The organism is Tessaracoccus antarcticus (assembly GCF_003688855.1).
Classification (GTDB): Bacteria; Actinomycetota; Actinomycetes; order Propionibacteriales; family Propionibacteriaceae; genus Arachnia; species Arachnia antarctica.
This window is the reverse complement of record NZ_REFW01000001.1, coordinates 1158811-1185008: the sequence shown is the minus strand read 5'-3', so window position 1 is coordinate 1185008 and position 26198 is coordinate 1158811. Positions and strand designations below refer to the sequence as shown.

General features: G+C 68.5%; 25 protein-coding genes. 6 read left to right on the top strand and 19 right to left on the bottom strand.

Annotation, left to right across the window (positions count from 1 at the left end):
• Positions 1–17: 17 nt before the first annotated feature.
• The 3 genes from efeO to EAX62_RS05125 are packed head-to-tail and all read left to right on the top strand — an operon-like array spanning position 18 to position 3305.
• Complete coding sequence (efeO, locus tag EAX62_RS05135; protein ID WP_121900522.1) at positions 18–1184, top strand: iron uptake system protein EfeO; 1167 nt, start codon at positions 18–20, stop codon at positions 1182–1184.
• On the top strand, positions 1181–2467 hold the full coding sequence (efeB, locus tag EAX62_RS05130; RefSeq protein ID WP_121900521.1) for an iron uptake transporter deferrochelatase/peroxidase subunit: 1287 nt from the start codon (positions 1181–1183) through the stop codon (positions 2465–2467). The genes efeO and efeB overlap by 4 nt, the downstream gene beginning before the upstream one ends.
• Before the next feature lie 55 nt (positions 2468–2522).
• Positions 2523–3305: a phosphatase PAP2 family protein gene (locus tag EAX62_RS05125; protein WP_158600553.1), complete on the top strand. Its 783-nt coding sequence runs from the start codon at positions 2523–2525 to the stop codon at positions 3303–3305.
• Here the strand turns inward: EAX62_RS05125 and EAX62_RS05120 are convergent.
• The 9 genes from EAX62_RS05120 to EAX62_RS05080 all read right to left on the bottom strand — a co-directional run bounded on the left by EAX62_RS05120 (position 3277) and on the right by EAX62_RS05080 (position 11820).
• Positions 3277–3606 (bottom strand): hypothetical protein, encoded by a 330-nt coding sequence (locus tag EAX62_RS05120; RefSeq protein WP_121900519.1) that lies wholly within the window; start codon positions 3604–3606, stop codon positions 3277–3279. The two genes, EAX62_RS05125 and EAX62_RS05120, sit on opposite strands and share 29 nt — an antisense overlap.
• Before the next feature lie 47 nt (positions 3607–3653).
• Positions 3654–4160 (bottom strand): universal stress protein, encoded by a 507-nt coding sequence (locus tag EAX62_RS05115; protein WP_121900518.1) that lies wholly within the window; start codon positions 4158–4160, stop codon positions 3654–3656.
• Between the two features lie 3 nt (positions 4161–4163).
• On the bottom strand, positions 4164–5429 hold the full coding sequence (locus EAX62_RS05110) for an SLC13 family permease (RefSeq protein ID WP_121900517.1): 1266 nt from the start codon (positions 5427–5429) through the stop codon (positions 4164–4166).
• A 14-nt stretch (positions 5430–5443) separates the two neighbouring features.
• Entirely contained in the window at positions 5444–5851 is a 408-nt protein-coding gene (locus EAX62_RS05105; RefSeq protein WP_147454017.1) for a hypothetical protein, read from the bottom strand.
• An 84-nt stretch (positions 5852–5935) separates the two neighbouring features.
• Positions 5936–6736, bottom strand: a complete 801-nt coding sequence (locus tag EAX62_RS05100) for a hypothetical protein (protein WP_121900515.1) — start codon at positions 6734–6736, stop codon at positions 5936–5938.
• A 25-nt stretch (positions 6737–6761) separates the two neighbouring features.
• Complete coding sequence (locus EAX62_RS05095) at positions 6762–8498, bottom strand: bifunctional lysylphosphatidylglycerol flippase/synthetase MprF (protein WP_121900514.1); 1737 nt, start codon at positions 8496–8498, stop codon at positions 6762–6764.
• A complete protein-coding gene (locus EAX62_RS05090) occupies positions 8489–9586 on the bottom strand; it encodes an alpha/beta hydrolase (protein ID WP_121900513.1) in 1098 nt (365 codons plus the stop codon). Before EAX62_RS05090 ends, EAX62_RS05095 begins: the two co-directional genes overlap by 10 nt.
• A gap of 28 nt (positions 9587–9614) precedes the next feature.
• Positions 9615–10376, bottom strand: coding sequence for a decaprenylphospho-beta-D-erythro-pentofuranosid-2-ulose 2-reductase (locus tag EAX62_RS05085; RefSeq protein ID WP_121900512.1), 762 nt, complete (start codon positions 10374–10376; stop codon positions 9615–9617).
• Between the two features lie 28 nt (positions 10377–10404).
• Entirely contained in the window at positions 10405–11820 is a 1416-nt protein-coding gene (locus tag EAX62_RS05080) for an FAD-binding oxidoreductase (protein WP_121900511.1), read from the bottom strand.
• Between the two features lie 218 nt (positions 11821–12038).
• On the opposite strand from EAX62_RS05080, the gene EAX62_RS05075 reads away from it, so the two are divergent.
• Positions 12039–13463, top strand: a complete 1425-nt coding sequence (locus EAX62_RS05075) for a sensor histidine kinase (RefSeq protein WP_121900510.1) — start codon at positions 12039–12041, stop codon at positions 13461–13463.
• On the opposite strand, the gene EAX62_RS05070 is transcribed toward EAX62_RS05075, so the two are convergent.
• The 6 genes from EAX62_RS05070 to EAX62_RS05045 all read right to left on the bottom strand — a co-directional run bounded on the left by EAX62_RS05070 (position 13433) and on the right by EAX62_RS05045 (position 18411).
• Positions 13433–14113, bottom strand: coding sequence for a response regulator transcription factor (locus EAX62_RS05070; RefSeq protein ID WP_121900509.1), 681 nt, complete (start codon positions 14111–14113; stop codon positions 13433–13435). The two genes, EAX62_RS05075 and EAX62_RS05070, sit on opposite strands and share 31 nt — an antisense overlap.
• Positions 14114–14142: 29 nt before the next feature.
• Positions 14143–14613: a GtrA family protein gene (locus tag EAX62_RS05065; protein ID WP_158600548.1), complete on the bottom strand. Its 471-nt coding sequence runs from the start codon at positions 14611–14613 to the stop codon at positions 14143–14145.
• Positions 14614–14618: 5 nt separating this feature from the next.
• A complete protein-coding gene (locus EAX62_RS05060; RefSeq protein WP_121900507.1) occupies positions 14619–15545 on the bottom strand; it encodes a decaprenyl-phosphate phosphoribosyltransferase in 927 nt (308 codons plus the stop codon).
• Positions 15546–15572: 27 nt separating this feature from the next.
• The gene (locus EAX62_RS05055; RefSeq protein WP_121900506.1) at positions 15573–16751 is read right to left on the bottom strand and encodes a hypothetical protein; all 1179 of its coding nucleotides are present in this window, start codon (positions 16749–16751) and stop codon (positions 15573–15575) included.
• Positions 16752–16827: 76 nt separating this feature from the next.
• On the bottom strand, positions 16828–17499 hold the full coding sequence (locus tag EAX62_RS05050; protein WP_158600546.1) for an alpha/beta hydrolase: 672 nt from the start codon (positions 17497–17499) through the stop codon (positions 16828–16830).
• A gap of 273 nt (positions 17500–17772) precedes the next feature.
• The gene (locus tag EAX62_RS05045) at positions 17773–18411 is read right to left on the bottom strand and encodes a DUF1345 domain-containing protein (RefSeq protein ID WP_199711120.1); all 639 of its coding nucleotides are present in this window, start codon (positions 18409–18411) and stop codon (positions 17773–17775) included.
• Between the two features lie 45 nt (positions 18412–18456).
• On the opposite strand from EAX62_RS05045, the gene EAX62_RS05040 reads away from it, so the two are divergent.
• On the top strand, positions 18457–20391 hold the full coding sequence (locus tag EAX62_RS05040; protein ID WP_121900504.1) for a potassium transporter Kup: 1935 nt from the start codon (positions 18457–18459) through the stop codon (positions 20389–20391).
• Here EAX62_RS05040 and EAX62_RS05035 read toward each other — a convergent pair.
• The 4 genes from EAX62_RS05035 to EAX62_RS17310 are packed head-to-tail and all read right to left on the bottom strand — an operon-like array spanning position 20363 to position 22708.
• A complete protein-coding gene (locus EAX62_RS05035; protein ID WP_121900503.1) occupies positions 20363–21106 on the bottom strand; it encodes a hypothetical protein in 744 nt (247 codons plus the stop codon). The genes EAX62_RS05040 and EAX62_RS05035 overlap by 29 nt on opposite strands.
• Entirely contained in the window at positions 21097–21900 is an 804-nt protein-coding gene (locus tag EAX62_RS05030; protein WP_121900502.1) for a hypothetical protein, read from the bottom strand. Before EAX62_RS05030 ends, EAX62_RS05035 begins: the two co-directional genes overlap by 10 nt.
• A gap of 53 nt (positions 21901–21953) precedes the next feature.
• Entirely contained in the window at positions 21954–22550 is a 597-nt protein-coding gene (locus EAX62_RS05025; protein ID WP_158600544.1) for a DoxX family protein, read from the bottom strand.
• Positions 22551–22573: 23 nt separating this feature from the next.
• Complete coding sequence (locus tag EAX62_RS17310) at positions 22574–22708, bottom strand: hypothetical protein (RefSeq protein WP_267897964.1); 135 nt, start codon at positions 22706–22708, stop codon at positions 22574–22576.
• A 266-nt stretch (positions 22709–22974) separates the two neighbouring features.
• On the opposite strand from EAX62_RS17310, the gene ileS reads away from it, so the two are divergent.
• Positions 22975–26112 carry an isoleucine--tRNA ligase gene (ileS, locus tag EAX62_RS05020; RefSeq protein WP_121900500.1) on the top strand — a complete coding sequence of 1046 codons (3138 nt, stop codon included), beginning with the start codon at positions 22975–22977 and terminating at the stop codon, positions 26110–26112.
• Positions 26113–26198 lie beyond the last annotated feature (86 nt).

Sequence of the window (26198 nt, the reverse complement as noted above, 5' to 3'; positions counted from 1 at the left end):
GCGCAAGGACTTTTCCTGTGAAGACACCCCTGTTTGCCGTCACTCTCTCCGCCCTGGCCCTGACGCTCAGCGCCTGCGGCCTCACCGAACCCAACGCCCCTGCCGCCTCCGGTGGCGACGGGCAGATCTCGGTCTCCTCCACCAGCGAGGCCTGTGACCTGTCCGTCACCGAGGTGGGTTCCGGCAACCTCGCGTTCCGGGTGAAGAACGAGGGCACCGAGGTGACCGAGTTCTACCTCTACGCCGAGGACGGGCTGCGCATCGTCGGCGAGATCGAGAACATCGGCCCCGGCCTCACCCGTGACCTCGTGGTGCGTGCCACCGCCGGTGACTACGTGACGGCCTGCAAGCCAGGAATGGTGGGCCAGGGCATCCGCAACGCCTTCACCGTGACGGAATCCGGCGAGGACCTCGGGATCACGGGTGTCGACGCGGCCGACATCGAGGCCGCCGAGACCCAGTACGCCGCTTATGTGCGCGACCAGTCGCAGGAACTGGTGGATGCCACCGGCGACTTCCTGAAGGCCTGGACCAGCGGCGACGACGACCTGGCCCGCCGCCTCTACCCCACGGCTCGCCAGCACTGGGAGCGCATCGAGACCGTGGCGGAGTCCTTCGGCGACCTCGACCCCAAGATGGACCTCCGCGAGGCCGACCTTGAACCCGGTCAGGAGTGGACGGGCTGGCACCGCATCGAGAAGGACCTGTGGCCGCCGGCCACCGGCTACGTACCGCTCACCGCAGCCGAGCGTCAGCCGTTTGCGGATGACCTCATGGCCAACACCGAGGTGCTGCAGGAACGCGTCCAGACGGAGACCTACACCGTCAGCGACATCGGCAACGGCGCCAAAGGGCTTCTCGACGAGGTGGCCGCCGGGAAGATCACCGGGGAGGAGGACATCTGGTCGCACACCGACCTGTACGACTTCCAGGCCAACGTCGACGGCGCCCGCGTCGCCTACGAGGGCATCAAGCCTCTCCTCGACGTCAAGGATGCGGCACTGTCCACGGACATCGGCGAACGCTTCGACGCGCTGCAGGAACTCCTGGACGGGCATCGCACCGCTGAGGGAGGCTTCGTCTTCTACGACACCGTCGAGCAGCCGCAGCGAAAGCTCCTCTCCGACGCCGTCAACGCTCTCGGCGAACCGCTGTCGAAGATGACGGGCGCGATCATCCTGTGACCCCCACTCCGCAGGACAGCACCCAGCCGGCGCACAGCACAGTGTCGCGTCGGCGACTCTTCGGGGTCGCCGGCGCCGGGGCTCTGGCTGGCGTGTCCGGCGTGGCGGGCTGGGGCATCGCGAGTGCCCGGGACGACCAGCCGGCCGGGGGTCCGTTGGCGTACGCATTCCACGGGGAGCACCAGGCCGGCATCGTCACGCCGGCGCAGGACCGGCTGCACTTCGCGGCCTTCGATGTCACCTCGGACTCCCGGGAGTCACTCATCGAACTTCTGGAGGCCTGGACCGTGGCGGCCGTGGCGATGACCGCCGGGGAGCTTGTCGGCGGCGGGGCCCCGCAGCCCTACGACGCACCGCCGCAGGACACGGGTGAGGCCCAGGACCTGGACCCCGCCGGGCTCACCATCACGTTCGGCTTCGGACCCACCCTGTTCGAGAAGGACGGGGTCGACCGTTTCGGTCTGCGGGACAGGCAGCCCGAGGAACTCCGCAGGCTCCCCCACTTCCCGGCCGACAACCTTGACGAAGTCCGCAGCGACGGCGACCTGTGCATTCAGGCCTGCGCCAACGACCCCCAGGTGGCGGTGCACGCCATCCGGAACCTGTCGCGGATCGGGTTCGGGACCGTGTCCATGCGCTGGGCACAGCTGGGCTTCGGCAGGACCTCCTCGACCAGCACCACGCAGGCGACGCCCCGGAACCTCTTCGGTTTCAAGGACGGAACCGCCAACCTGCACGCCGAGGAGCCCGAGGAACTCTCGGACCACGTGTGGGTGCAGCCCGGCGACGACCCGGCGGCCGACTGGCTTGCCGGCGGGTCCTACCTGGTGGCGCGCCGCATCAGCATGCGGATCGAGACGTGGGACCGCACGAGCCTGCGCGAGCAGGAGTCGCTCATCGGGCGGGACAGGGTGGAGGGTGCCCCCCTCTCAGGCGGCACGGAGTTCACCGAGCCGGACTTCGCGCTGCAGGGTCGGAGCGGCCCCATCATGCCCATGGACTCCCATGTCCGGCTGGCGCATCCCGCCCAGAACAACAACACCAAGCTGCTGCGTCGGGGTTACAACTTCACCGACGGCGCCGATGCTCTGGGGCGCCTGGACGCCGGCCTGTTCTTCATCGCCTTCGTGAGGGAGCCGTTGACGCGCTACGTTCCCATGCAGACCGTCTTGTCCCGCGACGATGCGCTCATGGAGTATCTGGAGCACACCGGCTCCGGCCTGTGGGCCGTCCCGCCCGGCATCGCGCAGGGCCACTACGTCGGCCAGGCCCTGTTCACCTGAACGCACGCCACCCACTCAGCGTCCCCACAGCATCCCGACGATATTCCTTTGTCCCATGGACGCACGTGCCCACATCGACCTCCCGCCCCTTCCCGCCCAGAGGATCCACCGCCCTCCGGCATGGTGGTGGGGTGCGCCCCTGGCCGCACTCATGGCGGGCATCATCGGGGTGGGGATACTGCTGGACGGGGTCGTGGAGCATGGTGACCTGTCGCTCTACGACCCGTCGGTCACCTCAGCGTTCATCGCGGATCGGTCCGCTGGCCTGACAACACTGGCGGGCGCTCTGACGCTCCTGGGCAGCGTGACGGTGCTGCTCCCCCTCACGGTCGTCGCCCTCGCAGTGCTGGCGTTGCGCCGTCGATGGCGTCAGGCCGTACTTCTGGCTGCCGGGATGTCGATGGCCGTGGTCCTCACCGTGGTCGTGAAGCACCTCGTGGAACGTCCCAGACCGGGCGCGATCGACCTGTTGGGGCCGGTGGACACCGGCTTCGCGTTCCCCTCCGGTCACACGCTGAACGCGACGGTCTTCTACGGAATCGTGGCCGGCCTGCTGGTGGTGTCACTTCGTGGCTTCTGGCCCCGGGCGGGCGTCATCCTCGCATGGCTTGCCCTGGTCTTCGGAGTGGGCGCCAGCCGGGTGTACCTCGGCTACCACTGGATGACGGACGTGCTGGCCGGGTGGTCACTGGGCGCGGCAGTACTTGCGGCGGTGGCACTGATGGCTGTGGTGTGGAGCCGCCGGAAAACGGCCCTCCACGAGGGTGCGATACCCGGGGCACCCGTCCAGGTGCCTGACCGGGCTGTCGTCAGAGTGCAGCCTCGAGGTGTGCAATGAACTGGTTGGCCGTCTTGGTGTTTTTCCGCCCGTCGAGCAGCGCTGAGGGGGACCCCGCCACGTTGTCGTAGTCCACGACCAGCTGCGTCCCGGTGCCAGCTGGGCGCAGCGTGAGTGCCAGCGCAGTCCCCCAGTTGAGGGCTGTCCGTCGGGAGTTGATCTCGTAGCGGGACCCGTCGGGACTGACGGTGCCCAGGTGGTGCTGCTGCTCGGCAGCAACCGTGGCGATGGCGGTTCGGACAACGTCGATGTCGGCGGGCAGGTTCTTCTCAACACGGCCGTTGGACGCAAAAATTCCCATGGGGGGAGGCTATCTCGACGTGCGGTCACCCCGTGTGTCCCCGCACGTCAGCTGGGCCGTTGCGGTGGATGCGCTGGCGGGGGCGGGATGGAACTGAGGTGGGGCGCCGGCTCCGGCCACACCAGCAGGGTGGTGCACGGGGCGTGGTCCAGGACAAAACGCGTGGCCGGTGCGAGGCTGCGCGGACCGAGGCGCCGCCTGTCACCGTCCCTGGCGAGGATGAGAAGGTCCTTGCCGGCCGCCTCCGCCACCACCTCCCGCTCCACCCTGCCCCGTCGCTGCAGCAGCGACACCGGAGCACCCACACGACCCGCCGCGCGCTCGAGCAACTCCCGGCCCAGTTGCTCGGCCAGGTCCGTCTCGGGCACGACGCGATCACGGCTCCTCCTTCGTGGTGCGCCCAGAAGCCCCGACCCGGCGCCGCGCGCCAATTCTCTGGGAGCCGGTTCCGCCACATGGAGGAATGTCACCGCGGAACCGGGTGGAACGTGCAGCGCGACGGCCTCCACGCATGCCTGCCACGTTCCCTCGGCGATCCAGACCAGGACGTCCATGCCTCATTCTCCCAGCATCAGGGCGGAAATCCAGAGCAAACTGGTCCCGACCACCAGAGCGGCCGGCACACTCCAGGCGCCCAGCCTGCTGAACTCACCCACGCTGACCCCGGTGTCGTGCTCCCGCAGGACCCGTCGCCACAGCAGCGTCGCCAGCGACCCGACATAGGTGAGGTTCGGCCCCACGTTCACGCCGATGAGCACGGCCAGGCACGCGACGGGCCCTCCGGCGGCCAGAGCCAGGGGCGTGAGGAGGAGGACGGCGGGGAGGTTGTTCAGCAGGTTCGCGACCACCGCGGCCAGGGTCGCGATCCCCAGCAGGGCCGGCAGCGAGGTACCCGTCGGCACGATCCTGGCCAGTTGGGCACCGAGGCCGGAGTCGGTCACCCCCAACACCAGGACCCCCAGTGCGAGGACGAAGAGGCAGAACGGCAGGTTGGCCGCAGCCAGCAGCGACGCAGCAGTCGTTTGGCGTCGCGCAAGGGCGCGCACACCCACGATGAGGGCGCCAGCGGCCGCCGCCCAGGCGGGCGGCACCCCCAGGAGGGCTGCCAGGACGAAGCCGGCCAGCGTCGCACACACGAACGCCGTGGTGACGGCCGACACACGCTGAGGGTCTGAACCCCGAGGAAGTGGCCGGTCGCCACCCAGGGACAGCTCGGAGGCGAAGAACCGGCGGAAGACGAGGTATTCCACCGCCACGATGCCCACCCACGGCAACGCCATCAGTGCGGTGAAGCGAGCGAAGCTCAGCCCGCTGGCGGTCAGGGCCAGCAGGTTCGTGAGGTTGGAAATGGGCATCAGCACCGACGCGGAGTTCGCGAGGTGCGTGGTGGCGTAGACGTAGGGTTTTGGCCTCATCCCCGCCCGTGTGGCGGTGGCGAGAACCACCGGCGTGAGCAGGACCACCGTGGCGTCCAGGCTGAGCACGGCCGTGACCACCGACGCGACGCCAAACAGGAGCACCAGCAACCTCTGCGGACTGCCCCCCGCGCCACGCGCCATCAGGGCTCCCGCCGCAGCGAACAGTCCCTCCGCGTGGCACAGGTGTGACAGCACCAGCACGGCCGCCAGGAACGCCACAACGGGGAGCAGCGTGCTGATCTCGGAGAATGCCCTGCCCGGCTCCACGACACCCAGGGCGACGACAACCCCCGCAGCGGGAACAGCCAGGACCGCCTCTGGCAGGTTCCAGGGCCTGGCCACGGCAAACCCCAGGACCCCGAGCAGCAGAACCATCGCAAGGATCGTCCCCATCGGCTGCGTCATGGCAGCATCATGCCTCAGCGCCGGTTGGCCACCGCCACGTATCCCACGAGCGGACTGACCGTGATGGTCACGGGGCGCCTGAAGCTGACCACCATGCCGTGCACCGTCAGCCGGGGCACCAGATCGAGGGCACCCACCACGATCCGCAGCACCGCGTGGAGGGCGGACAGAACAGCCACGACGATGGCCGGGACGAGCACCGTGTTCAGGAACGACAGTTCGTCAGCGCCCATGCCAGCGATGCCGGAATCGGGCATGAGCATCCGGGTGAACGTGTACGCAAGGACCACACAGATCACCAGACTCAGGAGACCCCGGATGATCCGGGATGCCGGGGACGTGCCCGACCACGGCCGGAGCGAACGCCGACGACCCGCGCCCACGTCGAGACCTCGTTGACACCGCTCACGCGGCTCACCCACTTCCAGTTCGGACCACAGGATTGCGGGTCACCATAACCGAGATTCCGGGGCGACAGGCCGACCGTGCCGGACCTCTGGCAACCGTCAGTGGGCCTCGCGCAGGGCAGGCGAGGCGGACAGGCGCAGGGTGGCCAGGATGGCGGCGACGATGGCCACCACCGTGGGGACGGCCCAACCGGGCCGCACCGTGTCCCCCAGCACCAGTACCCCCACCAGCGATGGCACGACGATCTCCATCACCCACAACCAGGCCGAGGCCTCGTTGACGGCCTCGTCGCGCGTCTCGAGAGCACGTGCGAACATCACGGCACCCACGGCTGCGAACGCGGCTATCAACCACACCAGTGGCTCCGCGAGGAGCACGCCGATGGGCGCACCATGCACGGCCCGGGCGGCCACGGCTGCGCCGGAGTACCCCAGACCGGCCAGCACCGCGCACGGGGCTGTCCTGGGGTGGCGGTGGGCGACCACGGCACCCACCGCCACGACGACCAGCCCAACAGCCATGGCCGCGTCGAAGCCCGAGGGTGTGGGTCCGGGAGCCCCCGTCTCTGCGGCGGCCACCACCACCCCGCAGGCCAGACACACCACGATCACGGCAGTCCACACGCTGCGGCCGGGACGCAGCCGCAACACCACGGCCCCCAAGGTGACGGTGACGGCCAGCGACGAGGCCAGGATCGTCTGGACCACCAGCAGCGGCAGGTGTCGCATGGCCACCACCGACAGTCCCCACCCCGCAACGTCCAGCGCTATGCCCGCCAGGTACAGCGGATGGCGCAGGATGGACATGCCGACGGCGCGTCGGGCAGCGACTGCCTGGAGGATGGCGGCCACGCCCATGAACAATGAGGCCACCACGGCTGCGGCGAGGGAGATTCCCATCAGCTGGGGCTCCACAACCCTGCGGTCATGTGTGGCGCCCCCTGGTGGGCACGTCAATGAGGCCCTCGGCCCGGGCAACCGCCAGCCCCTCGGCCAGCAGTTGGTCTCCGCTTCCCCGCATGATGTAGCGGGGAACCCAGGCGGGGTCGTACTTCTCGTTGAATCTTCCCAGCGACTCCAGTTGGGAGTGTCGGGCAACGACGTCCAGGACCCGCCGCTTGACCTGCCCCGCGAACCCTTCCCCGGGCGTGGTCATGGTGTCGCGCATCACGGCAAAGTTCAGACCGAGTCCACGGGACCCCTGCTCAGCGATGTGTTCGATCGTCCTGACGATCAGGAAATCAGTGAGTCCGTTGGGGACGTCCTCGGCCGTGTCCCTGCGCATGACGTCCAGGGACCAGCCCGGAAGGTCTGCGGCAGGCACCCACTGAATGAAACCCAGCACACGGTCCGTGGCGTCGAGGGCCATCACTAGCAGCAGCCCCGTGTCGGCGGGGTCGAAGAGACGGGAGAGTGTCATGGAGAATCCGCGCTCCGCCTCACCCCGTCTGGATTTTTCTGCGATGGCCCGGACCTTGTCGCGCACCTCCGGCGTCGCGGTGGAGGGATCGATGAACTCGGCACGCACCCCGGCCCGCTCCACCCGGTTCACCGCCTGCCGCAGGCCTTTCACGGCGCGCCCCGTCAGTGTGAACGACGTGACGTCCACGATGGCCTCGTCCCCGAGATAGGTGCTGCGCAGGCCGGAGTCCTCGTACACCTGCAGCCATTCGACGGCGGAGGCCACCACCACCACGGCCCACCCACGGCGGGCGGCGAACTCCATGAAATCGGCCCACGCCTGGTATCGCTCGCCCCTCGGACCGACGGGGTCGGGCGCCACGAGGCAGATGCCGGCGCGCACGGCATAGGCCACAACACAATTCCCCGTGAAGAACCACTCCTTGTCATCCCTCAGCGCGAAGTAGTCCATGGTTCCGCCGCCGTCCCGGGAGACGATCGCCCGGGCGCGCTCTCGGTCCACGACGTGCTGCTCGGGGGTCCGCGCCAGCGCCCAGCGTGGTGACAGTGCCAACCACAACACGGCCACTGTCGCCGCGATCCCCACGGCCGTGAGCAGTGGCGTGGCCGCCGGTCCCATTCCCAGCAGGGGTAGCCCGGTCCCACCACCGAGCCGTTCAGCTGACGCCTGCAGCGTCTCACCGACGTGGGGGTGGTGGCGCCGACCCAGCGTCATCACCAACAGCGTCGACACGCTCACCGCCAGGGCGAAGGCCACGGCGGCGGTGACCAGAGCCCGCCGCAACTGTCCCTGGGTGGGCCACACCGTGAACGCGTGCCGGCTCAGCGCGAGCCACACCACAAGGGCGGCACTGATGACGCCCTCCTCCACGTCAAGGCCCTTCAGGAGGTTGAGCCCGACGGCGACCACGAGCAGCCCCATGGCGGCGGTCCATGCGATCCGGGAGCCGTGGAGCAGTCCCCGCGCGGTCAGGGCGAGGGCGCATCCCACGAACACCGTGGTGGCGGCTGCCGTGTGCAGCGTGGGGAAGGGCAGTATTTCCAGCAGAAGCTCCAGGCGGGCGCGCAACGGTGCCGACAGCGCCGAGGCCAGGTTGACCACGGCCAGAAGCAACACCAGTGCGGACGCCCACCGACGTGTCCGGCGGTTGCGCCTCACCCGCGTCAACTGTGCGGTGGCGGCCATCCCCGCGGCGCCGGATTGCTGGAGTGTCGCCGCCTCATCGTCGATCAGCGCCATCCCAGGCCCGCAGCAACGTCGTCCAACCCGTAGGGCATCCCGACCCTCGCCATCTGCCAGGTGTGCCCCTGGCCGGCTTCCACCTGGAAAGTGGGGTCCTGGCCCCGAGCCCTCAGCGCGGTCACCAGCGCCTCAACACGGTTCGGGTCGGAGAGCTGCCCGACGTCGAGGAAGATGGGAACCTTTCGCGGGAACTCCATGCGTGCAATGTAGTGCGTGGGTGACACCCGTTCGAAGTCCGCGAGGTGGTAGCCCATGGTGGTGGCGGCTCCCAGACCCGGATCACCGTAGGCCTCCAGGGCAACGATGCCACCCCACACGTCAAGATGACGCAGCCCCTGGTCCAGTGCGCAGTACCCACCTGATGACATGCCACCCAGTATCCGGTGCTGCGCATCGGCCTGGGTCCGGAACGACGTGTCCACCCACGGGACCAACTCGTCATACAACCACGATTCAATCTGGGGACCGCCATTGCGCGAATTGAGGCACTCCCTGTCGTGGACGCCGCCCCCATTGACGTCAGGCGACACCACGATCACCTTCGGAATCACGTGTGCGCGAATCATGGCGTCCACCACCTGGTCCGCCCGTCCGACAGTGAACCAGTTCGTCGACGTGCCCGGATCGCCGTGGATGAGGTAAACAACCGGGTACCGGACGCCACCGGCCGGATCGTACCCGGGGGGCGTGTACACCCATACCGACGACTCCGGCATGCCCAGTGTGGAGGACGCCGGCAGCAGGTGTTCTTTCACGTGCGCACCATCCGCTGTCCTGTAGGAGACCGGCAACCCGAGCCCCGATTCGACCTCTCGCTGCAACGCGCTGAGGTCAGGGACAATCGAGTACCAGGAATTCACGCCCAGGGCCGCCGCGACCGCCCAGGCGAGCATGGCGAGGGCCACCTCCGGCACCCGACGCCACGGGGCCCCGTGGTGCAGCAACCACCTGCGCACCACCACGGCGGTCAGGATGAGGGCCACGACAACCGCAACCGCCGGCACCCACCACTGGGTCAACGGCGACTGGCCCGCCGCAGCATCCAGAACGGGCCTGGGCAGTTCCAGCGGAGTCAGTGCTCGCATCTGTCAACGCTACCCTCCGTGGTGACGCTCACAGTGGGAGCTTGCGGAGAATGGGCGCGGGGATGTGCTGCAGCACGAGCATGACCCATGCGAATGCTGGTGGCGCCCAGACCACCGTCCTTGACCTGCGGACCCCGTCGTGCACGAGTTGCGCAACCTGACGTGGGTCAACTGTCAGCGGGGGTTCCTTCAGTCCGGCCGACATTCGCGTGCGGACCTGCCCGGGACGCACGACGAGAACGTGGACACCGGAGGGCGAGAGAGCCTCCCCCAGGTTTCGGTAGAACGCATCGAACCCCGCCTTGGTGGCCCCGTAGACGAAGTTCGAGCGGCGCACCCTCTGGCCCGCCACGGAGCTCATCGCGATGATCTGGCCATGGCCCTGCGCCTTCATCCGCTGCCCGAGCAGGACGCCGACGCTCACACCCCCCGTGAAGTTCACCTGGCATGCGGCGACGGCCCGCGCCTGGTCCTGCCACAGTTCCTCCTGGTCACCGAGCAGGCCGAACGCGACGATGGCCAGGTCGACGTCACCCTCGCACCAGGCGTCATCGAGGACGGCATCATGGGTGGCGGTGGCGGTCGCATCGAAGTCGATGACACGCACGTCCCCGGCCCCGGCGCAGCGCAACCGGGCAACGGCGTCCTGTGCCTCCCGGTTTCCCGGTCGGCACGCCAGCACCACGGCAGCCGGGACACCGCGCAGGTATTCCTCGACGATGGCCAGACCGATCTCGGAGGTGCCGCCCAGCAGGAGGATGCGTTGCGGGTCACCCACGGCGTTGATCATTGCAGGACTCCTTCTGATCCTGGCCGTGTCAGACAAGCTCGAGACGGCGCGCCATGTCCGAGACGAACACACCGTGAGGGTCGATGGCGCGCCGGGTGGCGAGCCACTCGTCGATGCGCGGGTACATGGCATGGAAGGTCGCTGCGTCGGTGCGCGAATCCTTGGCTGTGTACAGGCGCCCACCGAACTCGAGGACCCGCGCATCCATGCGGGTGAGGAAATCGCCCAACCCGGCCCTGATCGGGAAGTCGACGCTGACGTTCCAGCCGGCCACGGGGTAGGACAACGGTGCCCGGTTGCCGGGTCGAAACAGCTTGAGAACGTTGAGGAACGAATGGTGCCCGGAGCGCTGGATGTCGCCGAGCATGAGCGTGAACTCCTCCATCGCCTTCGGAGGCACCACGAACTGGTACTGCAGCAGGCCTGCGCTGCCGTAGGCACGGTTCCACTCGGCGAACATGTCGAGGGGGTGGTAAAAGCCGGTGAGGCTCTGGATCATCGTCCTGTGGGCGCGACCCCTGGCGTACCAGGCAGCGCCGAGTACACCGAAAGTGAGCTTGTTGGCGAGGCCGTTGGGGAAGACGTCCGGCACCGTCAACAGCGTCAGTCCCGAAAAGTGCAGGGGGTCCGCTGCGAGACCTGGGGCGTACTCCTGCAGTTCCGCCAACGTGGCGAGGTTCCCGCGCGAGATCGTCGCCCGCCCCAGTGTGGGCGGTGCCGAGATGGCATCGAACCAGGCGGAGCTGTAGTCGTAGCCACTCTCGGAACCATCCAGATGGGCGGCGATCGTCTCCTCCAGATTCCTCGTCTGCACCACGTCAGCCAGGAAGTATGCGGTTTCCACCCGGACCATGCGCAGGGTGACGCGCAGGATGATCCCCGTGAGTCCTATACCGCCGACGGTGGCCCAGAAGAGTGTCGCTGCGGGGTCATCGGGGCTGCCCGACGGCGTGAGCATCAGGACGCGGCCGTCGGCAACCAACAGGTCGAGGGCCAGCACGTGGTCCCCGAAGCTGCCCGCACTGTGGTGGTTCTTGCCGTGGACGTCGCACCCGACGGCGCCCCCGAGGGTGACCTGTCGCGTTCCGGGGAGAACAGGAACCCACAATCCGTGCGGGAGCGCCACCTTCATGAGAGCGTCCAGGCTCACACCTGCGTCGGCAACCACCGTCGCGGTCACGGGGTCGATCGAGTGGATGGTGTGCAGCGCAGACATGTCGAACACAAGGCCGCCGGCATTCTGCGCAACGTCGCCGTAGGAGCGGCCGAGACCTCGCGCGATGACGCCACGGCCACCGTGCGCACGCTCCTTGGTGGCGCGGAGAACCTCGCGCCTCATCACGTCGACATCAGGGGTGCTGATCACCGTCGCCGCCGACGGCGCGGTTCTCCCCCATCCGGTGAGGAGGCGTGGCGCCCCCCGGTGCTCCAGCGTCTGCGCCATGGTGCTCCTCCTGTGGTTGTCCCGGTCTCCACACTGTGACCGCAGCACCCTGAGAGGGCGCTGAGTGGACCATGCCGCGGTTGCCGCCCGACGTCCACGCGTGCGCGTCCACTCAGCGGCCCCACAGCCATGACCCCCCACGATGGTGTTTGCAGTACCCGTCACCACCCCAGGGCGCACACTGGGGACATCAGGCACCCGTATGAGGAGGACTCAGCATGGAGCGGAGGCGATTCCGCTGGTTCCCCCGGGGCATCCGGCTGCGCACCACCGTGGCGGCGACTGTCGTTGTGGCCCTCGCGCTGCTGGGGGCATCGGTGGCCCTCGTTGCGCTGCAGCGTCAGCAACTCATCAGCGGGTTGACCGATGTCGCCCGGCAGCAGGGCGACACCATCGTCGGCGAGATCGAGGAGGGTGGCATTGATGAGGTGGACGTCGGCGCCGTGAAGGCTGCCGTGGGAGATTCAGCGCTGCTCCAGATCCTCACCCCTGATGGGACGGTTCGGACGGCCAGTGATGACGACTACCTTGTCCACCCCATCACCACGTCGACGCCACCGGCCGGGGACACCGTCGTCTACACCGTTGACGCCCTGCCCGGTGGCGCGGAGCCGTTCGTCATCGTGGTCTCCGGCGTAGCCAGCCCAGGGGGTGTGGTGCGCGTCGTCACGGCGCAGTCCCTGGAATCCGTGGAACGCTCCACGACGGTACTCGTGACTCTGTTGAGCATCGGCATCCCGTTGGTCCTGGTGGTGGTTGCCGCCACTTCCTCCATGGTGGTGGGGTGGGCTCTGGCGCCGGTGGAGGCGATCCGGCGTCACGTGGCAGGGGTGTCGACGGCGGACAAGGACGCGCGGGTGCCGGTTCCCACCAGCGGTGACGAGATCGCACGCCTGGCGGAAACCATGAACTCCATGCTCGCCCGGTTGCAGGCCTCCGCCGAGGCCCAGCACCGGTTCGTGGCGGATGCCTCCCATGAGCTGCGCACCCCTTTGGCCACCATCCGCACCACCACGGAACTGGCCACCCTCCATCCTGAGGCCATGGACCGCGACCGTGCCGCCGGCCTGGTCCTGGCCGAGACCCATCGCCTTGAGCGCCTGGTCTCCGACCTGCTGCTCCTGGCACGCTCAGACGAGCACGGCCTCATCATGAACGTCGAGGACGTGGACCTCGATGACATCGTCACCGGTGAGATCGCCCGGATCCGTGCGCAAGGGGCCCTCACGGTGGAGGTGGATGTTGTGTCCGTCCGGGTCACGGGCGACGCGCAACACCTCCTGCGTGCGGTGCGCAACCTCATGGACAACGCCGTGCGGTTCGCCAGCACCACCGTTGAGGTGCGGCTCGGCACCATGAATGGCGTGGCCGTGCTCGACATCAGCGACGACGGGCCGGGTATTGCAGGGTCCGAGCGCGAACGGGTGTTCGAACGGTTCGTCCGCCTCGACGACAGCCGTGAACGGGGCACAGGCGGCACCGGTCTGGGGCTGGCCATCACCCGGGAGATCGCGCGGGCACACGGCGGCGACGTCCAGGTGTTCACCTCCGAGCGTGGAGGCGCCCACCTGCGACTGTCCCTCCCCCTCCCCCTCCCCGCCGGGGCCGCGGCTCATCCGCCCCCGTCGGCCGCCAGACGGTAGCCCATGCCCCGGATCGTCTCGATCGCCTGACGCCCGAAGGGAACGTCGATCTTGCGGCGGAGGTAGCCGATGTAGACCTCCACCACGTTGGGGTCACCCTCGTAATAGGGGTCCCACACCGACTCCAGGATCTCGGTCTTGGTGACCACGTCACCACGGTGCTGCATGAGGTGCTCCAACAACCCGAACTCCCGCGGAGTGAGGGAGACGGGGGTGGTGCCCCGGCGCACTGAGCGACGGGCGGGGTCGAGTTGCAGGTCCCCTGCGGTGAGGATCGCCGGACGGGCAGGGGCACCCCGGCGGATCAACGCCCGGAGCCGCGCCACGAGCACGATGAACGAGAAGGGCTTGGTCAGGTAGTCATCGGCACCCAACTCGAGCGCATCGGCCAGGTCGTACTCCCCGTCCTTGGCGGTGAGCATGAGGATGGGGGTCCACACTTCCCGCTGCCGCAGCTGCTCGACGACTTTGTAGCCGTTGAGTTTGGGCAGCATGATGTCCAGAACAATCACCGAGTAGGTGTTCTCGGTGGCAGCCCACAGCCCGTCCTCGCCGTTGGTCTCGACCTCGACGGCGAAGCCCTCGGCCGTCAGCCCTCGCCGGACCGACTCGGCCAGGTGGGGTTCGTCCTCCACGACCAGCACGCGCATCGACGGCATCCTTCCCCTGCGGCACAGTGTCACTTCGCCTGTGGGTCCCATTGTGGTCCCAAGCTCCCACGGATCGGGGACATCGCTGGGAGGTCGCGGGCGCTCCCGGGGAAGACCAGGCGCCGGAAGCCCCAGAACCGGAGCAGAGTCGCCAGCCCCATGCCCATCACGTTGGCCGACACGTTGTCAGCGAGTGCACCCGTCCACCCCATCACGTCGTGGGAGAGCCAGAGGCAGCCCAGCTGCACCCCGGCCGCCGCAACGCTGACGGCGACGAAAACAACGACGGGGTGACGGCCGGTCGGCCGGTGGCCGGGCCAGGTGTAGTGGCGGCTCCCCAGGTAGGCCACCGCGATGGCGGCGATGCCGGAGATCACCTTGGCCGCGAGGTGCCCCGTCGACGCTGACAACAGGTTGAAGAGTGCGACATCGACGAGGTAGGCGGCCCCGCCCGTCACGGCGAACCGCCCCACTTCCCCCAGACCCGGACGTCGGTGCATCACCATCAGGCCAGATAGATGGCGCTGCCGACGGCCGCCGCCCAGAGGACCCCTGCCACCAGCAGGAAACGGTCGCCGAGCAGGTTCTCGGGCGCCTCCCCTGCACCCAGGGACACCAACAGGCTGTAGCGCAGCATCACGGCCAGGAACGGCACCACGGAGACCGCCAGCAGCGGCATCGAGACGTCACTGCCGATGTACTGGAGCGCCCACGTGGCATACGACAGGACCGTCCCGGCCAGCGCGAGTGTCAGGACCTGCTGCAGCCACGCCGTCGGGTACCCCTGCACCGTGGAGCGAGCCACCCCCGTACTCAGGAAGCGCTCGTGTTCGGCGGAGCGTTTCGCGGTGACGATGAAGAGCGACCCGAACAGCGCCACGAGCAGGAACCAGCTGGAGAGCACCGTCCCGGTGGCCACGGCACCCGCCACCGCACGCAGCACGAAGCCGGCCGCCACCACCAGGATGTCCACGATCGGCTGGTGCTTCAGCCAGCGACTGTAGGCCGTCGTCGTGACCAGGTAGGTCCCCAGCACCGCCACCAGCGGCCACCCCTGGGGAACCGCCACCGCCAGCGCGAACACTGCGAGGAGGGCACCGACGACGTAGGCCATCAACGGGGAGATCTCCCCGGCGGCCACCGGCCGCAACGCCTTGGCGGGATTGGCCCGATCGGCGTCGACGTCGCGCGCGTCATTGACGAAGTAGGTGGAAGCCGAAGCGAGCACGAAGGCGACCATCGCCGTCATCACCGGGACAACCACCGAAGGCGAGATCAGGATCCCGGCCGCGGCCGGTGCAGCCACCACCAACACATTCTTGATCCACTGTCTGGGTCGTGCGGTGCGCAGCAGGGCAGCAGCCCATCGCATCGGTGGCGCTCCGGTCGGGATCACCGCTCTCGAACCGGGGGTGAGTGTGACAGTGGACATCTCAGCTCCTCAGAGGGTTCCGTCTGGTCATTTCAGGGTCAGGTAGAAGAAGTCGCGCTGGTCGGCGGCCACGTAGCGGGTGGGCGAGGCCGACATGTTGGGCAGTAGGTTGCTCGCAGTCGCGTGCCCGCCTGACGGGTGGGTCCAGACCGCGAGGTTCACCATCCTTGAATGAATGTCGAGCTCCATGCCCTGCCGGACGCCGGCATCACTCATGGCCGTGGCCAATGACTGCAGGGTGAGGTTGTTGCCCGCCACGTAGACAAGGTTCCCTGCAGCGTCGGTTCCCAGCCCGGATCGCCACGTGTACTGCAGTTGGTTTCTGGGGCTGCCCCACACTCCCCCACCGTTGACGTCGAGACCGTGGACCGGGGTGCCGCCCTCGACGATGAGGTGCAGGTTCTGCCGCACCGCGACAACGTCCCTGGTCATGGAGATGTCCCGGCCCCATTGGCCGATCGTGACGTGGCCCCGTGCATCGATGACCACCGAGGCGAGCCCATCCCTCAGTGCGGGGCTCTGGCGCCCCCCCAGGTAGAAGCCACCATCCATGTCGCCGAACTTCCAGCCCGAGTTGAACGTGGCGACGATCGAACCCATGTCTGCTGCGGGGATGCGGGCGGCACCGCCCCACCCATGGGGCTGACTGGTGCCGGCCACCAGGTGCGCCGCGGTCGCCCCGGCGGGGACCCACACGGCGCCCGCCACGACGCTGGCATGGGAGGGGTCGGGGCGCAGGAAGGTGCTGTAGAGCACCGGCACGCCCGCTCTCCCCATCACGTCGACACTCCAGAGCCCCTCCCCCTCAAGGGGTGCGGCGCCCGCCAACGGGGCGATGGAGGGGGGCGCAGGCACGCGCGGCGCCACCGTCGGGTTCCCCTGCTGAACGCGCGGCGGCCCGGGGAGCGTGGCCGTCAGAGGTGTGGCGTTCGATGGGGCGTGCCGGGTGTACCACCAGTTCTCGATGGCGTCGACCATGCCGGCGCCGCCGTTGTCGCGGACCCATCCCACCGAACGCTCGGACCAGGATGCGTACCCCGGAGCGGTGAGCGCCTGGGTGTAGGAGATTCCCGGGGCGATCAGCAGGAGCGCCACCACCAGCGCCACGATCCGCAGCCGCCGGACCCGGCGACGCGGTGGGGCGTTGTGCTGCATGTCCCCGGGGGGGATGGGGATAGGAGTGATGGTCTGGTCGGGGATGGTCATGTCAGGTCTCCTGGGATGCACATTCGTGGATGTCTGTCCCCACTGTCCGCCGGTGGGGGTGTGAGGACGCTGAGCGTCACCGGGAGGCACGGAAGGACTGGTCGTAGAAGTGGAGGTACTCCGCGAGGTGAGCGGTCCAGTAGCTGTCAACGTGCGTGCCCTCCGGCACCTCCAGGTGCACGTCGCCGCCGAGGCCACGCAATTCCTTCTCCAGTGAGATGGAGCCGTCGCGCAGGGAGTCGCCCGCGCCGACATCCAGCCACACCCGCAGGCCACCGGCCGTGAGATGCGCGGCCAGTGCGGCCGGATCCCTGACTGCGGGGCTGTGCCCGCCCACTGCGGTGAACAGCGTCGGCGCCCCAGCGGCGATTGTGAGGGCCAGCCCACCGCCCAGCGAGATGCCGCCGATCGCCCGGCCGCTGCGGGTCGCGATGCTCCGGTAGGAAGCGTCGACGCGGGGGATCAGTTCACTAGTCAGGAACGTGGCGAATGTTTCCCCGCCGCGACCGGTTCCGAAGGTGGGCCCACCGTCGGGCATGACGAGGATCATCGGGGCAACCTTCCCGTGCCCGATGGCGTCGTCGGCCGCACCCACGATGCCCACCTCCAGCCAGTAGGCGTCATCGTGTCCGGAGCCGTGCAGCAGATACACCACCGGGTATCTGGAGCCCGGGGCGGCGGCGTAGCAGGGCGGGAGATAGACCTGGAAATCGCCGAGTGCCCCCTGACTGGACTGGTCAAACGTCACGTGTTCCACGACCCCGGGCGCCGTGCAGCCGGGGGTGGCGCTGGCTGCCCCAGTGGCAGAAGGGGCGGCGGAAGGCGGGGGCGACGCAACAACCGGTGGGGGTGGTGGGGACGACGCATCTGTCACGCTCCCCGGCGTGCTGGCGCACGAAGCCGTCATCAGTAGCGCCACCATGGATACCGCAGCGATGGCGCCGCGGGCGCTCCGGACTCTTCTCATCGCATCAGGGTGGTCCTGCGCGGCTGTGGCGACGCTGAGTGGCAGCGCACCCGGCTACTGCGGCGAAGCGCCTCCGGCCAGTTGCACCACCAGGTTGATGGTGATGGCGATCACCACGACCCCCAGCAGGTACGACAGCAGGGCGTGCCGCAGCGCCGCGGCCCGCACCTGCGGTGTCGTCAACTGGGTGTCGGAGACCTGGAACGTCATGCCGAGGGTGAACGCGAGGTAGGCGAAATCCCCATAGGCCGGTTCGTCCGTGCCCTCGAAATCGACACCCTTGCCGCCGGCATCGTAGAAGAGGTGGGCGTAGCGCACGGTGTAGAGGGTGTGCACCAGAACCCAGGACAAACCGATGGCCACCACTCCCACGAGCGCCTGGGACAGTCCGCTGCCGCTGCCCGCCCCTGCGACGAGGTAGGCCACCCCCACGAGGCTGGCCAGGACCGCGACGAGGAGACTCACGTGGGCCCACCTGCGAGGGGGATCCTCCTTCGTGGCGTGGGAGCGGGTGGAGGGACCGTCCATGGGCGCCAGCAGGAACCCCGTCCAGGTGATGAAGATCCCGCTCGCCGCGATCCATCCCACCAGCGGGGCGAAGGAGGGCAACCCGACGGCCAAGCACGCAACCGCTGCCACGACCCCGCCGGCCACGCCGGCCAGCAGGCGCCAGCCCGCACTCGATTGCTTCACGCACCGACGGTACTCGCATCCAGCGCCTACCCTTGTGGGATCGACATGGGCGGGGGGACCGGCACCGCATCGCCCGGTGCGTCGCAGCACCGGACCGGGCGACGCAGCATCGCGGCCATCGCCGCCCTGGGCGTGGTGTTCGGGGACATCGGCACCAGCCCTCTGTATGCCTTCCGTGCGGCCCTGGACCCCACGGCCAATCCGGCCGTGGAACGCTCCGCGGTACCCGTCCTCGGCCTCGCATCGCTCATCGTGTGGGCCATCGTGCTGGTCGTCCTCATCCAGTACGTGGCCTTCATCATGCGCGCGGACAACGACGGCGAGGGCGGGGTCATGGCGCTGGTGTCCCTCATCGTGAAGGGCCGCCGCCACGGCCGTGGCCGCCGGGCCCTGGTGGTCCTCGGGGTCCTGGGTGCATCGCTGTTCCTGGGGGACAGCCTCATCACGCCCGCCATCTCGGTCCTGTCAGCGGTCGAGGGGCTGGAGCAGGTGGATCCGGCGCTGGTGCCGTGGGTGGTCCCGCTCTCGCTGGTGATCGTGGTGTCGCTCTTCGCCTTGCAGCGGCTGGGGACGACGATCGTCGCAGGCCTGTTCGGCCCCGTGATGCTTCTGTGGTTCGGCACCATAGGGGTGCTGGGGGTGGTGTCCATCGCTGCCCACCCCGCCGTGCTGGGGGCCCTGTCCCCCACGTACGCCGTCCGATTTTTCGCCCAGGATCCGTTCACCGCCTTCGTGGCCCTGGGCGCGGTGGTCCTGGCCGTGACGGGGGCGGAGGCGCTGTACGCCGACCTGGGCCACTTCGGGGCAGCCCCCATCCGCAGTGCCTGGCTCGTCATCGTCTTCCCCGCCCTGGTGGCCAACTACCTCGGGCAGGCCTCCCTCGTGCTGCGCTCCCCCGCCGCCGGTGGCAATCCGTTCTACGGCATGCTTCCCGCCGGGTGGGTGTTGCCGATGGTGGCGCTGGCGACCCTGGCAACGATCATCGCCTCGCAGGCAGTCATCTCCGGCACCTTCTCCCTGGTGCGCCAGGCCATCCGGCTGGAATACCTGCCACGGCTGAACATCCAGCACACCTCCGACCAGGACCTCGGCCGGGTCTACCTGCCCATGGTGAACGCGGCCCTCGCCGTGGGCGTCGTCATCCTCATCGTCGCGTTCGAGAGCTCCACGGGCCTGGCGGGCGCCTACGGCATCGCCGTCACGGGAACCATGTCCATCACGGCGATGCTGTTCCTTTTCCATGCGTGGAGCCGGGGTGGTCCACGCAACCGCCTCGTCGCGGCGGCCATGGCCGTGCTGCTGCTGGTGGACCTGAGTTTCCTGTCCGCCAACCTGCTCAAGATCCCCTCCGGTGGCTGGGTGCCGCTGGTGGTGGCCGCGTGCGTGTTCGCGGTGATGGCCAACTGGCACAGCGGTCGACGGCGAATCAGGGAGTCGATGACGGCGCGGCCCGTGACCCTCGGGTCGTTCTTCGATCACATCTCCCGGGCGCAGCCGCCGGTGCAGCGCGTGCCCGGGGTGGCCCTCTTCGTGACCCGCGCGGAGGAGTCGACGCCGTGGGCGATGCGCGCCATGGCGGAGCAGTTGCTGGCGCTCCCCCGCGACGTGGTGGTGATCACGGTCGCGGTCCTCGAGGTGCCCCACGTGGGGCCGGAGGACAGGGGCGAACTGGTGGTGCACGCCACAGGCGGCGGCCCCGTGTCCGTGCTCCAGCTCCGATTCGGATTCAATGACCACCAGGCACTGCCCCTCACCATCCAGCGGCTCCTGACGCCCATCCTGAGCACGTCAGAACTGCAGCGCGCCTCCTACGTCGTGTCCACATTCACCTTCGAGGTGGACGAGGGTGCGACGCGGCAGCGGCAGTGGCGCCAGCAGCTCTACATCTGGACGTCGAAGTGGGGAGTGGACCCGATCAGGTACCACGACCTCCCGCCCAACAGGACCATCCTCATGGGGCACTCGATGCAGCTGCCGTGAACGCCAGCCCCCCGCCCGGGCCGGAGTCGGCGATCGGCAGCGGATGCCGGCAGCCCACCTCACGGAGCACGAAGCCGGGCACGAGCGCGACCGTCCGGGTCAGGAGGCGGAGATGGTCGTCCACCTGCTCCGGGGTCAGGATGCCGGGGGTGGTGATCAGGATCGTGTCACGCTCGAAGCACACGGAGGATGAACGCGGCAGCAGCGCGGAGGTCAGCCACTGCATCATGCGGGGGTGGACCACGTCGTGTGTGAAGCGGGGAACCGCGCCCGTGACGTGCCAGGAACGGTTGAACTCGGTGTCCTCGAACTGGACGTCGCGCTCCGTCTTCGACGTCTGCGGAGTGACAGTCAGCCCCGGGAATCGGGCCCCGGGCACTCGCAGCATGCTGACGTGGCGGTGGGTCGTCTCCCTCTCCGGGCCACATCCCGAGGTGTGCTCGTGGCTGAACCCTGCCACCGGCACGCCGTCGAACATGCCCTCGTAGCCGAACAGGGCACGCCGGGTGCCACCACGTCCGAACACCTTGCTGGAGAAGGCTGTGCCCATCCCCTCCCACCGGTCGCGCATCGTCCAGCCGCGGGACCCCGCCCAAGCGCCCCACAAGCGACTCAGCCGACGTAGACGGCGCCGCTCCTTCGCCCATCTCCATGGCGTGGTGACGAAGTAGGCGATGTAGACGACGGCGTAGAGGGCGGGTTCAATCAATTCCATACGGGCCCTTTCTCGTGGGCAGAGTCATCATCACTGGATCGGCTTCGCCACGGCAACGCGTTGTCCGTGGCCCGGCGCGCGCGTCGAGTGTGCTGGCCGTACAGCGACGAGACCGCCCCCTCCCCCAGTTCCTCCGTGGAGAAATGGGGCACCAGCGCGGCCAGCTGCGCCAGCAGTTCCAGCGCCTGGTCGGTCCGCTCCGGCGTGCCACCGCGTCCGACCAGAACGATGGCGTCGCCGTCGAACCAGAGAGCATCGACCCACCGCGGCGCCTGCAGCAGCAACTCGAGCACACGTGGATGCAGCAGGTCGTGCGCCAGCCGCTGCGACGGGCACGCCACCTCCCAGCGACGCGAGAATCCGTGGTGCTCGACGTCCAGCACCGGGGCATGCGCCATCAGGGGCCGCATCACGAGCGTGCGCCACCGGCGGTACACCACCAGCGTCGGGAAATTGACACCCTCGATCCTCACGGCGCGCACGTCGCGACGGTGACTCGTGCTGGACTGCCCACCACCGGTTTCCCAGGTGCAGCAGGCACCGAACACGCTCGCCCCCGCCACCTCGCCCCGGAACCCGGCCCAGGCCCTGGAGATGCCCGGGACCTGACGTTGCAGGGCAGACGCCAGGGTGTGCCACTCGGGGTGGAAGCTGAACGCCCGCGCGCGGGCCCAAGCCTGCATCGACCGCACCGTGGAGTACTCCCCCTCGAAGTGTCGGACAGCGGCGCCCACTGCAGCGACGGCCGCCACGACGGGTACGGCCAGGGCAGCGGCAATGAAGACCGGAAACAAGGGGGAATCCTCCCGAAGAACTCAGGTCATCCTAGGGTGCCGGGCGGGTTGCCTCACACCTCCGCGATGGTGGTGTGGCGTCCCTCGACGCGACCGCTCCAGGGCACGCCCACCAACGGCAGCACCCAGTAATCCAGACCGAAGTACCCGGCCACCCTCCAGGCCGCGATGAGTGCCCCCGCCGTCAGGGCGAAGAAGGGGTTGACGCCAGCGTTGCCCGCGAACAGGAAGCTGACGTTCAACAGCAGCCCCACCAGCGCCGCGATCCCGGTGAACAACCCCAGGATGAGCAGCACGCCGACGATCACCTCCATGAAGGGGATGACCGGCCCGATCCACTTGTACCCGTCGTCCGCGACGAAACTCAGCCACGCCTTGTTCCATCCGAACGTGCCCTCGACCACCCCCGGATGGGCGCCCGTCATGTTGCCCCGTGCCCCCTTGGCGAACCCCTGGACGGCGACGCCACTCTTCCAGGGACCGTAGTCCTGGAACTTCTCGACACCCGAGACCAGCCATTGCCACCCCAGCAGCACACGCACCACCAGCCAGAGGGTCCCGGCGATCCAGTTCCGGTCGGAGAACAGGGCGCGGGCCCAGGGCCACGTCTCCACCAGCGGCAACGGAGCGGGCCTCACAGTGTGCTTCATCGACGACATGTCACAACGTCCTCTCACTCAATCCCATCCGTGGGCGGCGAATTACCACCCATGCCGGGCACCGGCTCGAGGTTCTTGGCGTCGATGCTCTTGTACATCAATTGTGCATCCGCCACGTGTGGGGAAATAAGCGGATCGTAGATAAACACTGCGTCGTGTTTTTTGGTGGCCGCAGACGAGTGACGCATAATTGAGCCGACCGCAAGGCATTGATGGGGCCATCACCCCGGAGCTGCCGGAAGAACAGCCTGTGGAGGGCCCAGTAGAACCGGCCGCGTCAGCAAATCAAGAGGGTGCTCAGGCTTCATGATCCGTCTGGGTGTCCAAGGAGGGTGGTACCGCGGGCCACACGGCTCGTCCCTTCGCTTTCATGCAGTGTCGAGAATGTCTCAGAATGAAGCGAAGAGGAACCCTGATGAGCGTATACAAGCCGGTCCCGGCCAGTGTCGACTTCCCCGCCCTGGAGGCGGAGGTCCTGGCCCTGTGGGATGAACGGCGTACCTTCGACGCGTCCCTGGAGGCCACCGCCGGCGGCGAGACGTGGACGTTCTACGAGGGCCCGCCCACCGCCAATGGCAAGCCGGGCACACACCACATCGAGGCGCGCGTCTTCAAGGACCTGTTCCCCCGCTTCAAGACCATGCAGGGCAGACGCGTCGACCGCAAGGCCGGCTGGGACTGCCATGGCCTGCCCGTGGAGCTGGCCGTCGAGAAGGAACTCGGCTTCTCCGGTAAGCCCGACATCGAGGCGTTCGGCGTCGAGGCGTTCAACGCCCGGTGCCGCGAGTCGGTGCTGCGCCACGTCGACGACTTCGAGGCCCTCACGCACCGCATGGGCTACTGGGTGAACATGGACGAGGCCTACGTCACCATGACGCCGGAGTACGTCCAGTCAGTGTGGTGGGCGTTGAAGGAGATCTTCACTGCAGGACTGCTGCAGGAGGACTACCGGGTGGCGCCGTACTGCCCCCGCTGTGGCACGACCCTGTCGGATCACGAACTGGCGCAGGGATACGAGGACGTCACCGACCCGTCGGTCTACGTCCGCTTCCCGTTGACCAGCGGCCCGCTGGCGGGCGAGGTGGACATGCTGGTGTGGACCACGACCCCGTGGACGCTGGTGTCCAACACAGCCGTGGCGGTGCACCCCGAGGTGGACTATGTCGTGGCCACGCACCCGGACCAGCGTTCGCTGATGGTGGCCGAGCCGCTGTTTGACAAGGTGCTGGGTGAGGAATGGAGCAGGGGAACCAGCTTCACGGGCGCCGAAATGGAGCGCTGGACCTACCAGCGGCCCTTCGACCTCGTCGATTTCCCCACCAGTGACACCCCCGCCCACATCGTGGTGCTGGCCGAGTACGTCACCGTCGAGGACGGCTCCGGCCTGGTCCACCAGGCGCCGGCCTTCGGCGAGGACGACATGCGCGTCTGCCGCGCCTACGGCCTCCCCTTCGTGAACCCCATCCGCCCCGACGGCACCTTCGAGGCCGACATCCCGCTCGTGGGCGGGCAGTTCTTCAAGACGGCCGACGCCACTCTGGTGGCCGACCTGCAGGAACGTGGCCTCATGTTCCGCGTCGCGGACTATCTCCACTCCTACCCGCACTGCTGGCGCTGCCACACCGCGCTGCTCTACTACGCGCAGCCGTCCTGGTACATCCGCACCACGCACATCAAGGACAAGCTGCTGGCGCAGAACGAGGCCACCAGCTGGCACCCGGAATCCATCAAGCACGGCCGCTTCGGCGACTGGCTGGAGAACAACGTCGACTGGGCCCTGTCCCGGTCACGCTACTGGGGCACACCGCTGCCCATCTGGCGCAACATCGACGACGAGACCGACCTGATCTGCATCGGCTCACTGGCCGAGCTGGGCGAGCTGTCCGGCCGCGACCTCTCCGCGCTGGATCCCCACCGCCCCTTCATCGACGACATCGTCATCAAGCGTGACGGCAGGACCTACCACCGGGTGCCCGAGGTCATCGACGCCTGGTTCGACTCCGGCGCCATGCCCTTCGCGCAGTGGGGCTACCCCCACGTCGAGGGCTCCGTCGAGAAGTTTCAGGGCCATTACCCCGCCGACTTCATCTCCGAGGCCATCGACCAGACGCGCGGCTGGTTCTACTCCCTCATGGCCATCGGCACGCTCGTATTCGGGCAGTCCAGCTACAAGGAGGTGGTGTGCCTCGGCCACATCCTGGCTGAGGACGGCCGCAAGATGAGCAAGCATCTCGGCAACATCCTCGAGCCACTGCCCCTCATGGACCGCCACGGTGCCGACGCGGTCCGCTGGTTCATGGCCTGCTCCGGTTCGCCGTGGGCGGGGCGACGCGTGGGCGACGCCACCATCGGCGAAACCGTCCGCAAGGTGCTGCTGACGTACTGGAACACGGTGGCGTTCCAGTCGCTGTACGCCCGCGCCGGCAACTGGTCACCCACCGGCACCGCGCCCCGGATCGAGGACCGCCTCGTCCCCGACCAGTGGCTGGCCTCCGAGACCGCAACGCTGGTCCTCGACGTCACCGAGGCACTGGAGGCGTTCGACACCCAGCGCGCCGGTGCCCTGCTGGCGTCCTTCGTGGACGACCTGTCCAACTGGTACGTCCGCCGCGCCCGCCGCCGCTTCTGGAACGCCGAGCCGTCCTCCCTGTGGACGCTGCACGAGACCCTCCACACCCTCACCCGGCTGCTGGCCCCGATCATGCCGTTCGTCACGGAGCGCGTGTGGCAGGACATGTTCGCCGCCACTGACCCCGAGGGTCCGTCCTCGGTGCACCTGGCCGACTGGCCCGTCGCCGACGAGTCCGTCATCAACTCCGACCTGTCGGCCGCCATGCACGTCACCCGTCGGCTCGTCCAACTGGGCCGGGCCGCGCGGTCCGAATCCAGGATCAAGGTGCGCCAGCCGTTGAGCCGCATGCTGGTGCCGTCCGCGGCGCTGGCCGTACTCACCCCCGAACTGGTGGACGAGGTGCGCGGAGAACTCAACGTGAATCAGCTGGAGTCGTTCGGTTCCGCCGGTGACCTCGTGGAGTACTCCGCCAAGGGCAACTTCCGCGCCCTGGGTCGACGGTTCGGGAAGCAGACCCCGCAGGTGGCCGCGGCCATCGCCGCCACCGACGCGGGCCGGTTGGCCGCCGAGCTGACGGCCGACGGTGCAACATCCGTGGAGTTCGAGGGCGAGACGCTCGCGCTGGATCAGGACGACGTGCTCATCACGGAGCGGCCCCGCGAGGGCTGGTCAGTGGTGAACGAGCAGGGCGAGACCGTGGCCCTGGACCTGGAACTGACACCGGAGCTGCTGCGCGCCGGCCTGGCGCGCGAGGTCATCCGCTTCGTGCAGGAGACGCGCAAGAAGTCCGGGCTCGATGTCAGCGACCGCATCCGCCTGCGGTTGGCCGCCGACGGGGAACTGGCCGCCGCCATTGATGAGCACGCCACGCTGATCGCCGACGAGGTGCTCGCCGTGGACCTGCAGCGCAGCGCCACCCTGACCGACCCCGGTGACACCGACCCGGACCTCGGTCTGACGGTGTCCCTGCAGAAGGCCTGAGTCCCCGCGCCGCCGACCGGACCCGTCGCGGACCCGGATCTGGCGGTGTGGGGAGCCTAACCTTGCTGGTATCCCCGGGAGGTTGA

What these genes read in the sequence shown, in the direction of transcription:
- EAX62_RS05075 (WP_121900510.1), top strand. Translation starts at nt 12,039, where the DNA reads ATGGAGCGGAGGCGATTCCGCTGGTTCCCCCGGGGCATCCGGCTGCGC.
- EAX62_RS05025 (WP_158600544.1), bottom strand. Translation starts at nt 22,550, where the DNA reads ATGAAGCACACTGTGAGGCCCGCTCCGTTGCCGCTGGTGGAGACGTGG.
- EAX62_RS05035 (WP_121900503.1), bottom strand. Translation starts at nt 21,106, where the DNA reads ATGGAATTGATTGAACCCGCCCTCTACGCCGTCGTCTACATCGCCTAC.
- EAX62_RS05040 (WP_121900504.1), top strand. Translation starts at nt 18,457, where the DNA reads ATGGGCGGGGGGACCGGCACCGCATCGCCCGGTGCGTCGCAGCACCGG.
- EAX62_RS05055 (WP_121900506.1), bottom strand. Translation starts at nt 16,751, where the DNA reads ATGACCATCCCCGACCAGACCATCACTCCTATCCCCATCCCCCCCGGG.
- EAX62_RS05115 (WP_121900518.1), bottom strand. Translation starts at nt 4,160, where the DNA reads ATGGACGTCCTGGTCTGGATCGCCGAGGGAACGTGGCAGGCATGCGTG.
- EAX62_RS05060 (WP_121900507.1), bottom strand. Translation starts at nt 15,545, where the DNA reads ATGTCCACTGTCACACTCACCCCCGGTTCGAGAGCGGTGATCCCGACC.
- EAX62_RS05070 (WP_121900509.1), bottom strand. Translation starts at nt 14,113, where the DNA reads ATGCGCGTGCTGGTCGTGGAGGACGAACCCCACCTGGCCGAGTCGGTC.
- EAX62_RS05095 (WP_121900514.1), bottom strand. Translation starts at nt 8,498, where the DNA reads ATGGCGCTGATCGACGATGAGGCGGCGACACTCCAGCAATCCGGCGCC.
- EAX62_RS05080 (WP_121900511.1), bottom strand. Translation starts at nt 11,820, where the DNA reads ATGGCGCAGACGCTGGAGCACCGGGGGGCGCCACGCCTCCTCACCGGA.
- EAX62_RS05110 (WP_121900517.1), bottom strand. Translation starts at nt 5,429, where the DNA reads ATGACGCAGCCGATGGGGACGATCCTTGCGATGGTTCTGCTGCTCGGG.
- EAX62_RS05120 (WP_121900519.1), bottom strand. Translation starts at nt 3,606, where the DNA reads ATGGGAATTTTTGCGTCCAACGGCCGTGTTGAGAAGAACCTGCCCGCC.
- EAX62_RS05100 (WP_121900515.1), bottom strand. Translation starts at nt 6,736, where the DNA reads ATGGGAATCTCCCTCGCCGCAGCCGTGGTGGCCTCATTGTTCATGGGC.
- EAX62_RS05065 (WP_158600548.1), bottom strand. Translation starts at nt 14,613, where the DNA reads ATGCACCGACGTCCGGGTCTGGGGGAAGTGGGGCGGTTCGCCGTGACG.
- EAX62_RS05090 (WP_121900513.1), bottom strand. Translation starts at nt 9,586, where the DNA reads ATGCGAGCACTGACTCCGCTGGAACTGCCCAGGCCCGTTCTGGATGCT.
- EAX62_RS05125 (WP_158600553.1), top strand. Translation starts at nt 2,523, where the DNA reads ATGGACGCACGTGCCCACATCGACCTCCCGCCCCTTCCCGCCCAGAGG.
- EAX62_RS05085 (WP_121900512.1), bottom strand. Translation starts at nt 10,376, where the DNA reads ATGATCAACGCCGTGGGTGACCCGCAACGCATCCTCCTGCTGGGCGGC.
- ileS (WP_121900500.1), top strand. Translation starts at nt 22,975, where the DNA reads ATGAGCGTATACAAGCCGGTCCCGGCCAGTGTCGACTTCCCCGCCCTG.